This is a genomic window from Salmonella sp. 741265073_HBA (genome assembly GCF_046569105.1).
Classification (GTDB): Bacteria; Pseudomonadota; Gammaproteobacteria; order Enterobacterales; family Enterobacteriaceae; genus Salmonella; species Salmonella enterica.
This window is the reverse complement of the sequence record NZ_JBKFRY010000003.1, coordinates 241,052-253,839: the sequence shown is the minus strand read 5'-3', so window position 1 is coordinate 253,839 and position 12,788 is coordinate 241,052. Positions and strand designations below refer to the sequence as shown.

Genomic DNA, 12,788 nt, shown 5'->3' with positions numbered 1-12,788 from the left:
AGTCGCGTTATTTAATCAAGGTGGGAGTCGTGGAATTGTTGTCTGAATATGGCTTATTTTTGGCAAAAATCGTCACTGTTGTGGTGGCCATTGCCGTCATTGTGTTGCTGATCGTGAATGCTACGCAACGCAAACGTCAGCGCGGCGAGCTGCGCGTGACCAATTTGAGCGAGCAGTATCAGGAGATGAAGGATGACCTTGCTGCGGCGTTGATGGATGGCCATCAGCAAAAACTGTGGCATAAAGCGCAGAAAAAAAAGCATAAGCAGGAGGCGAAAGCCGCCAAAGCGAAAGCGAAGCTGGGGGACATTGCGACATCGGACAAACCGCGCGTATGGGTGATAGATTTCAAAGGCAGTATGGACGCTCACGAAGTTAATGCGTTACGCGAAGAGGTCACGGCGGTGCTGGCAGTGGCGAAACCCGGCGATCGGGCGGTTGTGCGTCTGGAAAGCCCCGGCGGCGTTGTGCATGGCTATGGCCTGGCGGCATCGCAATTGCAGCGCCTGCGCGATAAAAATATTCCGCTGACCGTGACGGTGGATAAAGTCGCGGCAAGCGGAGGCTACATGATGGCCTGCGTGGCGGAAAAAATTATTGCGGCGCCGTTCGCTATTGTGGGGTCAATTGGTGTTGTCGCGCAAATTCCGAACTTTAACCGCTTTCTCAAAAGTAAAGACATTGATATTGAACTGCATACCGCAGGGCAGTACAAACGTACCCTGACATTGTTAGGCGAGAATACGGAAGAAGGGCGGCAGAAGTTTCGTGAAGATCTCAACGAAACGCACCATCTGTTCAAAGAGTTTGTGCAACGGATGCGTCCGGCTCTGGACATTGAACAGGTCGCTACGGGCGAACACTGGTACGGTCAGCAGGCGCTGGAGAAGGGGCTGGTTGATGAGATTAACACCAGCGATGAGGTTATTCTCGGCCTGATGGAAGGGCGCGAGGTGCTGAATGTGCGCTATATGCAGCGTAAAAAACTGATCGATCGTGTTACCGGCAGCGCGGCGGAAAGCGCGGATCGGCTGCTGCTGCGCTGGTGGCAGCGTGGACAAAAGCCGTTGATGTAAACCGCTATTGCCGGATGGCATTCAGTGCCATCCGGCATGGATTAATCAACCAGGTGATACTTCTCAGACAGCACATGCGCCAGGTGTTTAAACATGTTAAACACCGCGGTGCTTTTAGGGGTCGGTAACCCTTGCTCGTCTAAAAAGTAATCGCCGCTGAAAACCAGCACGCCATTTCTCTGCGTTACGCCGGTGGCGACAATACCTGCCATCGTGTCTTCATGTTCCCGAATAATTTTGTTGGCTTCAAGCAACAGTGTTTCGCGATCGATAGGTTGCGTCTCTTTATGCATTTTTTACTCCTTAAACAAGGAGATTAGTCTACGCTGAGCACTTCTGATGGGCAAATATTCTCACAGGAAATTGATGGATTTGTCATGTTGCGTTCACTGGCAAGATTTGTTTTTGCATGCTAATAAAGTTGCGTATCGAATTTTATCAGGTACAGTGTGACGCTTTCGTCAATCTGGCAACAGAATTGCTTGACATTCGACCAAAATTCCGTCGTGCTATAGCGCGTGTGTGCAAAAAAGCCTGTTAACTCAGTCACCTGAGGGTTACATTTCGTACACAAAGCCAGTACAAGGGGTTGATATCCGCAGACGCAGAGACCATATATCGTTGTCTCGTCGCCAGTGGAAGGTGAATCAACGTGCGACGCATTCCTGGAAGAATCAACTTAGGTAAAGGTGAATATGGGTAAAGCTCTTGTCATCGTTGAGTCCCCGGCAAAAGCCAAAACGATCAACAAGTATCTGGGTAATGACTACGTGGTGAAATCCAGCGTGGGTCATATCCGTGATTTGCCGACCAGTGGCTCAGCAGCTAAAAAGAGCGCCGACTCTACCTCCACCAAAACGGCTAAAAAGCCCAAAAAGGATGAACGTGGCGCTCTCGTCAACCGTATGGGGGTTGATCCGTGGCACAACTGGGATGCGCACTATGAAGTGCTGCCCGGTAAAGAGAAGGTCGTCTCTGAACTGAAACAGTTGGCGGAAAAAGCCGACCACATCTATCTCGCAACCGACCTTGACCGCGAAGGGGAAGCCATTGCATGGCACCTGCGGGAAGTGATCGGCGGCGATGACGCGCGCTACAGTCGCGTAGTCTTTAACGAAATAACCAAAAATGCCATTCGCCAGGCGTTTGAACAGCCGGGCGAGCTGAACATTAACAGGGTCAACGCCCAGCAAGCGCGCCGCTTTATGGACCGCGTGGTAGGCTATATGGTCTCGCCGCTGCTGTGGAAAAAGATCGCCCGTGGTTTGTCGGCAGGTCGCGTTCAGTCTGTCGCGGTCCGTCTGGTCGTTGAGCGCGAGCGCGAGATTAAAGCGTTTGTTCCGGAAGAGTTCTGGGAAATTGACGCTAATACGACGACGCCGTCTGGCGAGGCGCTACCGCTACAGGTCACGCATCAGAACGACAAGCCATTCCGGCCGGTAAATCGCGAGCAGACGCTTGCCGCCGTCAGCTTGCTGGAAAAAGCGCGCTATAGCGTACTGGAGCGTGAAGACAAACCGACCAGCAGCAAACCTGGCGCGCCGTTTATCACCTCCACGCTACAACAGGCGGCCAGCACCCGGCTGGGCTTTGGCGTGAAGAAAACCATGATGATGGCGCAGCGTCTGTATGAGGCGGGCTACATCACCTATATGCGTACAGACTCCACCAACCTGAGTCAGGATGCGGTCAACATGGTGCGTGGTTATATTGGCGATAATTTCGGCAAGAAATACCTGCCGGATAACCCGAACCAGTACGCCAGCAAAGAAAACTCTCAGGAAGCGCACGAAGCGATCCGTCCTTCCGACGTTGCTGTCATGGCGGAGTCGCTGAAAGACATGGAGGCTGACGCGCAGAAGTTGTATCAACTAATTTGGCGTCAGTTTGTCGCCTGTCAGATGACGCCAGCACAATATGACTCTACTACGCTTACCGTTGGCGCAGGCGAATTCCGTCTGAAAGCGCGTGGGCGTATTTTGCGCTTTGACGGCTGGACAAAAGTGATGCCGGCGCTGCGTAAAGGCGATGAAGATCGCACATTGCCTGCCGTGAATAAGGGCGATGCGCTGACGCTACTTGAATTGACGCCTGCTCAGCACTTTACTAAACCGCCAGCCCGGTTTAGCGAGGCTTCTCTGGTTAAAGAGCTTGAGAAGCGCGGTATTGGTCGTCCGTCTACCTATGCGTCGATTATCTCGACCATTCAGGATCGCGGCTATGTTCGTGTTGAAAACCGTCGCTTCTATGCGGAAAAAATGGGTGAAATCGTCACCGATCGGCTGGAAGAAAACTTCCGCGAATTGATGAACTACGATTTTACCGCGCAGATGGAAGATAGTCTGGATCAGGTTGCAAATCACCAGGCCGAGTGGAAAGCGGTACTGGATAACTTCTTCAGCGATTTTACTCAGCAGCTCGATAAAGCCGAGAAAGATCCGGAAGAAGGGGGGATGCGCCCTAACCAGATGGTGCTGACCAGCATCGACTGTCCAACCTGTGGCCGTAAAATGGGAATTCGTACTGCCAGTACGGGGGTTTTCCTTGGATGTTCAGGTTATGCGCTTTCGCCGAAAGAGCGTTGTAAAACGACCATTAACCTGGTGCCGGAAAATGAAGTTCTGAACGTGCTGGAAGGCGACGACGCCGAAACCAACGCCCTGCGCGCCAAACGTCGCTGTCAGAAGTGCGGTACGGCGATGGACAGCTATCTGATCGATCCGAAGCGTAAATTGCATGTGTGTGGTAATAACCCGACCTGTGACGGCTACGATATTGAAGAAGGCGAGTTCCGCATCAAAGGGTATGACGGCCCGATCGTTGAGTGTGAGAAATGTGGTTCCGAAATGCACCTGAAAATGGGGCGTTTTGGTAAGTACATGGCCTGTACTAACGACGAATGTAAAAATACCCGTAAGATCTTGCGTAACGGCGAAGTTGCGCCGCCGAAGGAAGATCCTGTTCCATTGCCGGAACTGCCGTGTGAAAAATCGGACGCGTACTTTGTGCTGCGCGATGGCGCCGCAGGGATATTCCTGGCGGCCAATACGTTCCCGAAATCACGCGAAACGCGCGCGCCATTAGTCGAGGAGCTATACCGGTTCCGCGATCGCCTGCCGGAAAAACTGCGTTATCTGGCGGATGCGCCGCAGCAGGATCCGGAAGGCAATAAAACCGTTGTTCGCTTTAGCCGCAAAACAAAACAGCAGTACGTTGCGGCGGAAAAAGACGGGAAGGCGACGGGATGGTCAGCGTTCTTCGTCGACGGCAAGTGGGTTGAAGGCAAGAAATAATCCCTGCCTGTCGCCACTATAGTCAAGCGGGCCGCGTAAGCGGCCCTTTTTTATATACCCTTCATATTTCAAGTGGCTGATGTGTTGGCTACGGATTACTCGGCCCATCCATGGGCCTCGTCCTGACGGGCCGTCGCACGCGACGTTCAAATCTGCTCCCGGCAGATTTGTCGCTCATCCCAGTCACCTTATGCTCCTGGGGACTCACTCTCTTGCCGCCTTTAAGCACTCGAATTATTTTGGGTATAGCGGCCTTATTATTTTATCGCGCTGGCTATACAGTTCAGATATAAATGATATAGTGGTTATAGTTAACACCTTTTTTATTATTAAATCGTATTAGCAGCCCGATTAAGTCTGCAGATAAACGATGGCCTGATGGCGCTAATCTGGATGATGTATTATGAAATTGCAGCAGCTTCGTTACATTGTTGAAGTGGTTAATCATAACCTTAACGTCTCCTCTACCGCTGAGGGGTTGTATACTTCCCAGCCGGGGATCAGCAAGCAGGTTAGGATGCTGGAAGATGAGCTTGGCATCCAGATTTTCGCCCGCAGCGGTAAGCATCTGACTCAGGTGACGCCCGCAGGACAGGAGATTATTCGTATTGCGCGTGAGGTGCTTTCCAAAGTCGATGCCATTAAGTCGGTCGCCGGCGAGCATACCTGGCCGGATAAAGGCTCGCTCTATATTGCGACTACCCATACTCAGGCGCGTTACGCATTGCCAGGCGTGATTAAAGGCTTCATCGAGCGTTACCCGCGCGTTTCGCTGCATATGCACCAGGGGTCGCCAACGCAGATTGCGGAAGCGGTATCGAAAGGGAACGCCGATTTCGCGATTGCCACGGAAGCGCTGCATTTATATGACGATCTGGTGATGTTGCCATGCTATCACTGGAACCGTTCGATAGTGGTGACGCCGGATCATCCATTGGCGGCAACGTCTTCCGTAACGATTGAAGCGCTGGCGCAGTATCCGCTGGTGACGTATACCTTCGGCTTTACCGGGCGTTCCGAACTGGATACCGCTTTTAATCGCGCAGGATTAACGCCGCGGATCGTCTTTACTGCAACCGATGCGGATGTGATTAAAACGTATGTCAGGTTGGGACTGGGCGTTGGCGTCATTGCCAGCATGGCGGTCGATCCGCTTGCCGATCCTGATTTAGTGCGGATTGACGCGCACGATATTTTTAGCCACAGCACCACAAAAATTGGTTTTCGCCGTAGTACTTTTTTACGCAGTTATATGTATGATTTTATCCAGCGTTTTGCGCCGCATCTGACGCGTGATGTGGTGGATACGGCGGTGGCGTTGCGTTCTAATGAAGAAATTGAAGCGATGTTTCAGGATATAAAGCTGCCTGAAAAGTAATAGCACCGTCGGTTTGCGTCGTAGTGGCATGGCAGACAAAGCCGCTTTTTGCAATATCCCTCAAAGTATTACGGGTAATGATCAGCAAAATAGTGTTGAATTACCCGTCCCGCCAGTTTCTTTTTCCAAATAGTTATCTTGAGTCAAAAGATTGATTTATTCACTGGCAACGATTCGTAAATTGACTGGATTTTTGACTAAAGTTTATTTAGGATTTGTCTCATCTGATGATTAATTGTACCGATTGTTTGGTGCTGAAATGATAAGTGATACCGATAGCATGAGGTTAGTAATGCCTTCTGAAAACCAGGAACCGCGCCGCGACCCTGAGCTCAAACGTAAAGCATGGCTGGCGGTTTTTGTGGGTTCTGCGCTGTTCTGGGTAGTGGTAGCGCTTGTTATCTGGCATTGGTGGGGCTAAGTGAGCATTACGTCGGAACGCGAGCGCGTGGTCGCGCCCCCGATTCAATCTTGTGACGATGATAACACCCCGAATACGACCGTTTTTCGGTCTGTTCCGCAACACTGGACGCTCACACCGCAGCAGCGGGCATTTATTGATGCTTTTGCTGATGAGGTGTCACAAAAATAATATCCGTCTTTTTATTGGCGTTATTGTTTTATTAACGCTGTCTTATTACACCGCAGCAACCGTGTGCTGAGCGCCTCTCAGTATTGATTAAACACAGTTGGTGTCGCCTATGTTAACGTCAAATATAAAGTATTGGTCATGGACTGGCGCGTTTATATTATCGCTACTGTTCTGGGCCGAGTTAATCTGGATTGCCGTCTAATCTCGTCAAAGCCCGATAATGCGCTATTTATCGGGCTTTTTCATCTTCGCTCCTCGCCTGTTAGGTTTCTCCTCTTTTAGCAATTTGGGTTGTTATCAAAACGTTACATTTTGTTTGTGTTATCTTTAATACAACCCTGTGGAGAATCAGGGTAACGCAACCCTGTCATTTAAGGAGGAGCTATGTCGTCAACCCTACGAGAAGCCAGTAAGGATACATTGCAGGCCAAAGATAAAACGTATCATTACTACAGTCTGCCGCTGGCTGCCAAATCCCTGGGCGATATCGCCCGTTTGCCCAAATCACTTAAAGTGTTACTGGAAAACCTGTTGCGCTGGCAGGACGGCGAATCTGTGACTGATGAAGATATTCAGGCGCTGGCCGGTTGGCTTAAAAATGCCCATGCCGATCGTGAAATTGCCTGGCGGCCCGCCCGTGTCCTGATGCAGGACTTTACCGGCGTGCCTGCCGTTGTCGACCTGGCGGCGATGCGTGAAGCCGTTAAACGCCTCGGCGGCGATACGTCGAAAGTGAACCCGTTATCGCCGGTTGATCTGGTTATTGACCACTCTGTGACGGTCGATCATTTCGGCGATGACGATGCGTTTGAAGAAAACGTGCGGCTGGAAATGGAACGTAACCATGAGCGTTATATGTTCCTGAAATGGGGAAAGCAGGCATTCAGCCGTTTCAGCGTGGTGCCGCCCGGCACCGGCATTTGCCATCAGGTTAACCTGGAATACCTGGGTAAAGCCGTCTGGAGCGAATTACAGGACGGGGAGTGGATTGCTTACCCGGACTCGCTGGTGGGGACTGACTCCCATACGACCATGATTAATGGTCTGGGCGTATTGGGGTGGGGCGTGGGCGGTATTGAAGCGGAAGCGGCGATGCTTGGTCAGCCCGTGTCGATGCTTATCCCGGATGTCGTCGGCTTTAAGTTAACCGGTAAACTTCGGGAGGGGATCACTGCCACTGACCTGGTGCTAACCGTCACGCAAATGCTGCGTAAGCATGGCGTCGTGGGTAAATTTGTTGAATTTTATGGTGATGGTCTGGATTCGCTGCCGTTGGCGGATCGCGCGACCATCGCTAATATGTCGCCGGAATATGGCGCAACCTGTGGTTTCTTCCCTATTGACGCCATCACCCTGGAATATATGCGATTAAGCGGACGTAGCGACGATCTGGTCGAGCTGGTTGAAACCTACGCGAAGGCGCAGGGAATGTGGCGCAATCCCGGTGATGAACCAGTATTTACCAGTACGCTGGAACTGGATATGGGCGATGTCGAGGCCAGCCTGGCCGGGCCGAAACGCCCACAGGATCGCGTGGCGTTAGGCGATGTGCCGAAAGCCTTTGCCGCCAGCGCCGAGCTGGAGCTGAATACCGCGCAAAGAGATCGCCAGCCGGTTGACTATACGATGAACGGACAGCCATATCAGCTTCCGGATGGCGCTGTCGTCATTGCCGCCATCACCTCCTGCACGAATACCTCGAATCCCAGCGTGCTGATGGCGGCGGGATTACTGGCGAAAAAAGCAGTAACGCTGGGGTTGAAGCGTCAACCGTGGGTCAAGGCTTCTCTGGCGCCGGGGTCAAAAGTGGTATCTGACTATCTGGCGCAGGCCAAACTTACGCCTTATCTGGATGAACTCGGTTTTAACCTGGTCGGTTATGGCTGTACGACCTGTATCGGGAACTCCGGTCCGTTGCCGGAGCCTATTGAGACCGCGATTAAAAAAGGCGATCTGACGGTAGGGGCCGTGCTTTCCGGTAACCGAAATTTTGAAGGGCGTATCCATCCGCTGGTGAAAACGAACTGGCTGGCGTCGCCGCCGCTGGTGGTCGCGTATGCGCTGGCCGGAAACATGAATATTAACCTCGCGACAGACCCGCTGGGGTACGATCGTAAAGGCGATCCGGTATACCTGAAGGATATCTGGCCTTCAGCGCAGGAAATTGCCCGCGCCGTTGAACTGGTATCATCGGATATGTTCCGTAAAGAGTATGCGGAAGTGTTTGAGGGCACGGAAGAATGGAAATCGATTCAGGTTGAATCGTCCGATACCTACGGCTGGCAGTCGGATTCAACCTATATTCGCCTGTCGCCTTTCTTTGATGAAATGCAGGCCCAGCCTGCGCCCGTCAAAGATATCCACGGCGCGCGTATCCTGGCGATGCTGGGGGATTCGGTAACGACCGACCATATTTCTCCGGCCGGCAGTATCAAGCCGGACAGTCCCGCCGGACGCTATCTGCAAAACCACGGCGTTGAGCGGAAGGATTTTAACTCTTATGGATCACGGCGCGGCAACCATGAAGTGATGATGCGCGGTACGTTCGCCAATATTCGTATTCGCAACGAAATGCTGCCCGGCGTCGAAGGTGGGATGACGCGGCATTTGCCGGGTACGGAAGCGATGTCGATTTATGATGCCGCGATGCTCTACCAGCAAGAAAAAACGCCGCTGGCGGTAATTGCCGGGAAAGAGTATGGGTCAGGATCGAGCCGTGACTGGGCGGCAAAAGGCCCGCGGCTGTTAGGTATTCGCGTGGTGATCGCCGAGTCGTTCGAACGTATCCACCGCTCAAACCTGATTGGGATGGGGATCCTGCCGCTGGAGTTTCCACAGGGCGTAACGCGTAAAACGCTGGGACTGACCGGGGAAGAGGTGATTGATATCGCGGATCTGCAAAATCTGCGCCCTGGCGCGACCATTCCGGTTATGTTAACGAGAGCGGACGGCAGCAAAGAAACGGTGCCTTGTCGCTGTCGCATTGATACCGCCACCGAGCTGACTTACTACCAGAATGACGGCATATTGCACTATGTCATTAGAAATATGCTGAACTAAAGCCGTTTATCGGGCCTGCCGTAAACAGGCAGGCCCGCGCTTTAATACCGGTGGCTTACTTGCTTAGCAGGTGGCCCATTTTGGCCGCTTTAGTATCGAGATAATGCTCATTATTTGGATTACGACCCACAATGAGCGGAACGCGTTCCACGATATTAATTCCCGCCTCGGTCAGTATTTCGACTTTCTTCGGATTATTGGTCAGCAGGCGAACTTCATCCACGCCGAGTAATTTGAACATATCCGCGCACAGGGTGAAATCACGCTCATCGGCGGCAAAGCCGAGCTGATGATTGGCCTCCACCGTGTCATAGCCTTGATCCTGTAACGCATAAGCGCGAATTTTATTAAGCAGGCCGATATTGCGGCCTTCCTGACGGTGGTAAATCAGAATACCGCGTCCTTCTTCCGCAATATGCGTCAGCGCGGCTTCCAGTTGAAAACCACAATCACAGCGCAGACTAAAAAGCGCGTCCCCGGTAAGACATTCGGAATGAACGCGAGCCAAGACCGGCGTTTTACCTGAAATATCGCCAAAAACCAGCGCGGCATGGTCGTGTCCGGTTGCCAGTTCTTCAAATCCCACCATCAGAAAGTCACCCAATGGGGTTGGCAGTTTGGCTTCTGCCACACGTTTAAGCTGCATGTATTTCTCCAGATTATGCTGACGCCTGCGGTGTCGTCGCCTGTTGGATTGTATCCCGCTATTTTGCCATAAGGCGGCGGTCATCACCTAATCACTACCACGTAATTGCTCAGGAATGGCACAAATTTGTCAATTTTCCAGTCCGGCGAGAATTTTCAGTTATGATTGTGATACTTACTTATAAAAGGAGCATCCATGCTTTCAATTGCGAAGCGCACCGCGGCAGGAGCCGCCCTGTTGCTTATCATGCCGCTTGCCGTATGGGTATCAGGCTGGCAGTGGCAGCCAGGACATCAGGTCTGGTGGCTAAAAACGCTATTCTGGATAACGGAAACCGTGACCAAACCCTGGGGCGTTATCACGCATGTGATTCTTTGTGGATGGTTCTTATGGTGCCTGCGATTTCGCCTGCGCGCCGCCATTATGCTGTTTGCGATTCTCGGCGGGGCGATTATCGTCGGGCAGGGCGTGAAGTCATGGGTAAAGGAGCGCGTACAGGAGCCGCGGCCATTTGTGGTCTGGCTTGAAAAAACGCACCATATTCCCGTCGATGAGTTCTACACTTTAAAGCGTACAGAACGCGGACATTTAGTGAAAGAGCAGTTGGCCGGGCAACAGAACATCCCCGTTTTCCTGCGTCAGCACTGGCAAAAAGAGACGGGCTTTGCGTTTCCCTCCGGACACACCATGTTTGCAGCGAGCTGGGCGCTTTTGGCCGTGGGTCTGTTATGGCCGCGCAGACGGACTTTCACCATCGCGTTTTTGTTAGTCTGGGCGACCGGCGTAATGGGCAGCCGTTTGCTTCTGGGAATGCACTGGCCGCGAGATTTAGTGGTCGCCACGCTTATCTCCTGGCTATTAGTTACCCTGGCGACCTGGCTGGCGCAGCGAATTTGCGGGCCGCTTATGCCGCCTCGTGAAGAAGCGCAAGAAATTGCTGAACGCGAGCAGGAAAGCTGACAACGGTTGATTTTCTGACTATTGCCCTTAAATCATCTGATGGCGGGCGCATTTCCATTTCGCGCGAGGCGGGAAAATGGTAATTTAGAAGGCTGGATGCGGTAAGTTGGACACGATTTATTCGCGCAAACCACATAACGGGAAGTAATGTGAAATATTTACTCATTTTCTTACTGGTATTGGCGATTTTTGTTATTTCGGTGACGCTGGGCGCGCAGAATGATCAACAGGTGACGTTTAACTACCTGCTGGCGCAAGGGGAGTATCGTATCTCCACGTTGCTTGCTGTGTTGTTCGCCGTCGGTTTTGCGATTGGCTGGCTGATTTGCGGCCTGTTCTGGCTGCGGGTCCGCGTTTCCCTTGCCCGTGCTGAACGTAAAATTAAACGACTGGAAAACAAGCTTTCGCCAGCAACCGACGTTGCGGTCCCTGCCGATTCGTCGGTTGTAAAGGAATAATCATTTATGTTGGAGTTGTTATTTCTGCTGTTGCCTGTAGCCGCTGCCTATGGGTGGTATATGGGTCGCAGAAGTGCGCAACAAACAAAACAGGATGAAGCTAACCGCCTGTCGCGCGATTATGTCGCAGGGGTTAACTTCCTGCTGAGTAACCAACAAGATAAAGCGGTGGATCTGTTCCTCGATATGCTTAAAGAGGATACGGGCACCGTTGAGGCTCATCTCACTCTCGGTAATCTGTTTCGCTCTCGCGGCGAAGTCGATCGCGCCATTCGTATTCATCAAACGCTCATGGAAAGCGCTTCATTGACCTATGAACAGCGTTTACTGGCTGTTCAGCAACTGGGGCGCGACTATATGGCCGCCGGTTTATATGACCGCGCGGAAGATATGTTTAACCAACTTACCGACGAAACGGAATTTCGCGTAGGCGCGTTACAGCAGCTCTTGCAAATCTATCAGCTAACCAGCGACTGGCAAAAGGCGATCGAAGTAGCAGAACGGCTGGTGAAACTGGGCAAAGATAAACAGCGTATCGAAATCGCCCATTTTTACTGTGAGTTAGCGTTACAGCAGATGGGCAACGACGATATGGATCGCGCGATGGCGTTGCTGAAAAAAGGTGCCGCCGCAGATAAAAATAGCGCCCGGGTGTCTATCATGATGGGTCGCGTTTATATGGCGAGAGGGGATTACGCCAAAGCGGTCGAAAGCCTGCAACGTGTGATCGTTCAGGATAAAGAGCTGGTCAGCGAAACGCTGGAGATGCTGCAAACCTGTTATCAACAGCTCGGTAAAAATGCCGAGTGGGCGGAGTTTTTACGTCGCGCCGTTGAGGAGAATACCGGTGCTGGCGCTGAGTTAATGCTTGCCGATATTCTGGAAGCGCGTGAAGGTAGTGACGCAGCTCAAGTCTATATCACGCGTCAGCTACAGCGACATCCTACCATGCGGGTGTTCCATAAGCTGATGGATTACCATCTCAACGAGGCGGAAGAAGGGCGAGCGAAAGAAAGCCTGATGGTACTGCGTGATATGGTTGGCGAGCAGGTGCGCAGTAAACCGCGGTATCGTTGTCAGAAATGCGGTTTTACCGCCTATACCTTGTACTGGCACTGTCCGTCCTGCCGGGCATGGTCGACCATCAAACCTATTCGCGGACTTGATGGGCAGTAGTATATAAAAAAAAGCCTTACTTTAGTTACAACATACTTAATGACATAAGACAAGAAACGACGCTGGCATCGGCGACCAAGGCTTATCAGGTCGTCAATCGAACCTGTTAATTTTCCTGCGCCACAGGTAGAATGCACGCCGTTTATCCA

At 52.0% G+C, this 12,788-nt stretch carries 11 protein-coding genes; 9 read left to right on the top strand and 2 right to left on the bottom strand.

What is annotated here, in order from left to right:
• The first annotated feature begins 29 nt into the window (after positions 1-29).
• Complete coding sequence (gene sohB, locus ACLD3P_RS06090) at positions 30-1,076, top strand: protease SohB (protein WP_000422082.1); 1,047 nt, start codon at positions 30-32, stop codon at positions 1,074-1,076.
• A 41-nt stretch (positions 1,077-1,117) separates the two neighbouring features.
• On the opposite strand, the gene ACLD3P_RS06085 is transcribed toward sohB, so the two are convergent.
• A complete protein-coding gene (locus tag ACLD3P_RS06085; RefSeq protein ID WP_000548616.1) occupies positions 1,118-1,369 on the bottom strand; it encodes a YciN family protein in 252 nt (83 codons plus the stop codon).
• A gap of 402 nt (positions 1,370-1,771) precedes the next feature.
• Between ACLD3P_RS06085 and topA the strand changes: the two genes are divergently transcribed.
• The 5 genes from topA (at position 1,772) to acnA (ending at position 9,399) form a co-directional block, all read left to right on the top strand.
• Positions 1,772-4,369, top strand: a complete 2,598-nt coding sequence (topA, locus tag ACLD3P_RS06080; RefSeq protein ID WP_411006410.1) for a type I DNA topoisomerase — start codon at positions 1,772-1,774, stop codon at positions 4,367-4,369.
• A 403-nt stretch (positions 4,370-4,772) separates the two neighbouring features.
• Positions 4,773-5,747 (top strand): HTH-type transcriptional regulator CysB, encoded by a 975-nt coding sequence (cysB, locus tag ACLD3P_RS06075; protein WP_000776233.1) that lies wholly within the window; start codon positions 4,773-4,775, stop codon positions 5,745-5,747.
• A gap of 280 nt (positions 5,748-6,027) precedes the next feature.
• Complete coding sequence (locus ACLD3P_RS06070; RefSeq protein WP_213083417.1) at positions 6,028-6,168, top strand: YmiA family putative membrane protein; 141 nt, start codon at positions 6,028-6,030, stop codon at positions 6,166-6,168.
• 280 nt (positions 6,169-6,448) lie between these two features.
• Positions 6,449-6,541, top strand: a complete 93-nt coding sequence (ymiC, locus tag ACLD3P_RS06065; RefSeq protein ID WP_223148964.1) for a small membrane protein YmiC — start codon at positions 6,449-6,451, stop codon at positions 6,539-6,541.
• Between the two features lie 182 nt (positions 6,542-6,723).
• The gene (gene acnA, locus ACLD3P_RS06060) at positions 6,724-9,399 is read left to right on the top strand and encodes an aconitate hydratase AcnA (protein ID WP_039589662.1); all 2,676 of its coding nucleotides are present in this window, start codon (positions 6,724-6,726) and stop codon (positions 9,397-9,399) included.
• Positions 9,400-9,454: 55 nt separating this feature from the next.
• Here acnA and ribA read toward each other — a convergent pair whose 3' ends face one another.
• Complete coding sequence (ribA, locus tag ACLD3P_RS06055) at positions 9,455-10,045, bottom strand: GTP cyclohydrolase II (protein ID WP_001176284.1); 591 nt, start codon at positions 10,043-10,045, stop codon at positions 9,455-9,457.
• A 195-nt stretch (positions 10,046-10,240) separates the two neighbouring features.
• Between ribA and pgpB the strand changes: the two genes are divergently transcribed.
• From pgpB to lapB, 3 genes are all read left to right on the top strand, one after another.
• Entirely contained in the window at positions 10,241-11,005 is a 765-nt protein-coding gene (gene pgpB, locus ACLD3P_RS06050) for a phosphatidylglycerophosphatase B (RefSeq protein WP_000948636.1), read from the top strand.
• Between the two features lie 149 nt (positions 11,006-11,154).
• Positions 11,155-11,463: a LapA family protein gene (locus ACLD3P_RS06045; protein WP_000876301.1), complete on the top strand. Its 309-nt coding sequence runs from the start codon at positions 11,155-11,157 to the stop codon at positions 11,461-11,463.
• Between the two features lie 6 nt (positions 11,464-11,469).
• On the top strand, positions 11,470-12,639 hold the full coding sequence (gene lapB, locus ACLD3P_RS06040) for a lipopolysaccharide assembly protein LapB (protein ID WP_000891378.1): 1,170 nt from the start codon (positions 11,470-11,472) through the stop codon (positions 12,637-12,639).
• Positions 12,640-12,788 lie beyond the last annotated feature (149 nt).

Excerpts from the sequence above, each read along its gene's own strand:
- ACLD3P_RS06085 (WP_000548616.1), bottom strand. The coding sequence starts at position 1,369 with ATGCATAAAGAGACGCAACCTATCGATCGCGAAACACTGTTGCTTGAA.
- topA (WP_411006410.1), top strand. The coding sequence starts at position 1,772 with ATGGGTAAAGCTCTTGTCATCGTTGAGTCCCCGGCAAAAGCCAAAACG.
- cysB (WP_000776233.1), top strand. The coding sequence starts at position 4,773 with ATGAAATTGCAGCAGCTTCGTTACATTGTTGAAGTGGTTAATCATAAC.
- ACLD3P_RS06070 (WP_213083417.1), top strand. The coding sequence starts at position 6,028 with ATGAGGTTAGTAATGCCTTCTGAAAACCAGGAACCGCGCCGCGACCCT.
- ymiC (WP_223148964.1), top strand. The coding sequence starts at position 6,449 with ATGTTAACGTCAAATATAAAGTATTGGTCATGGACTGGCGCGTTTATA.
- acnA (WP_039589662.1), top strand. The coding sequence starts at position 6,724 with ATGTCGTCAACCCTACGAGAAGCCAGTAAGGATACATTGCAGGCCAAA.
- ribA (WP_001176284.1), bottom strand. The coding sequence starts at position 10,045 with ATGCAGCTTAAACGTGTGGCAGAAGCCAAACTGCCAACCCCATTGGGT.
- pgpB (WP_000948636.1), top strand. The coding sequence starts at position 10,241 with ATGCTTTCAATTGCGAAGCGCACCGCGGCAGGAGCCGCCCTGTTGCTT.
- lapB (WP_000891378.1), top strand. The coding sequence starts at position 11,470 with ATGTTGGAGTTGTTATTTCTGCTGTTGCCTGTAGCCGCTGCCTATGGG.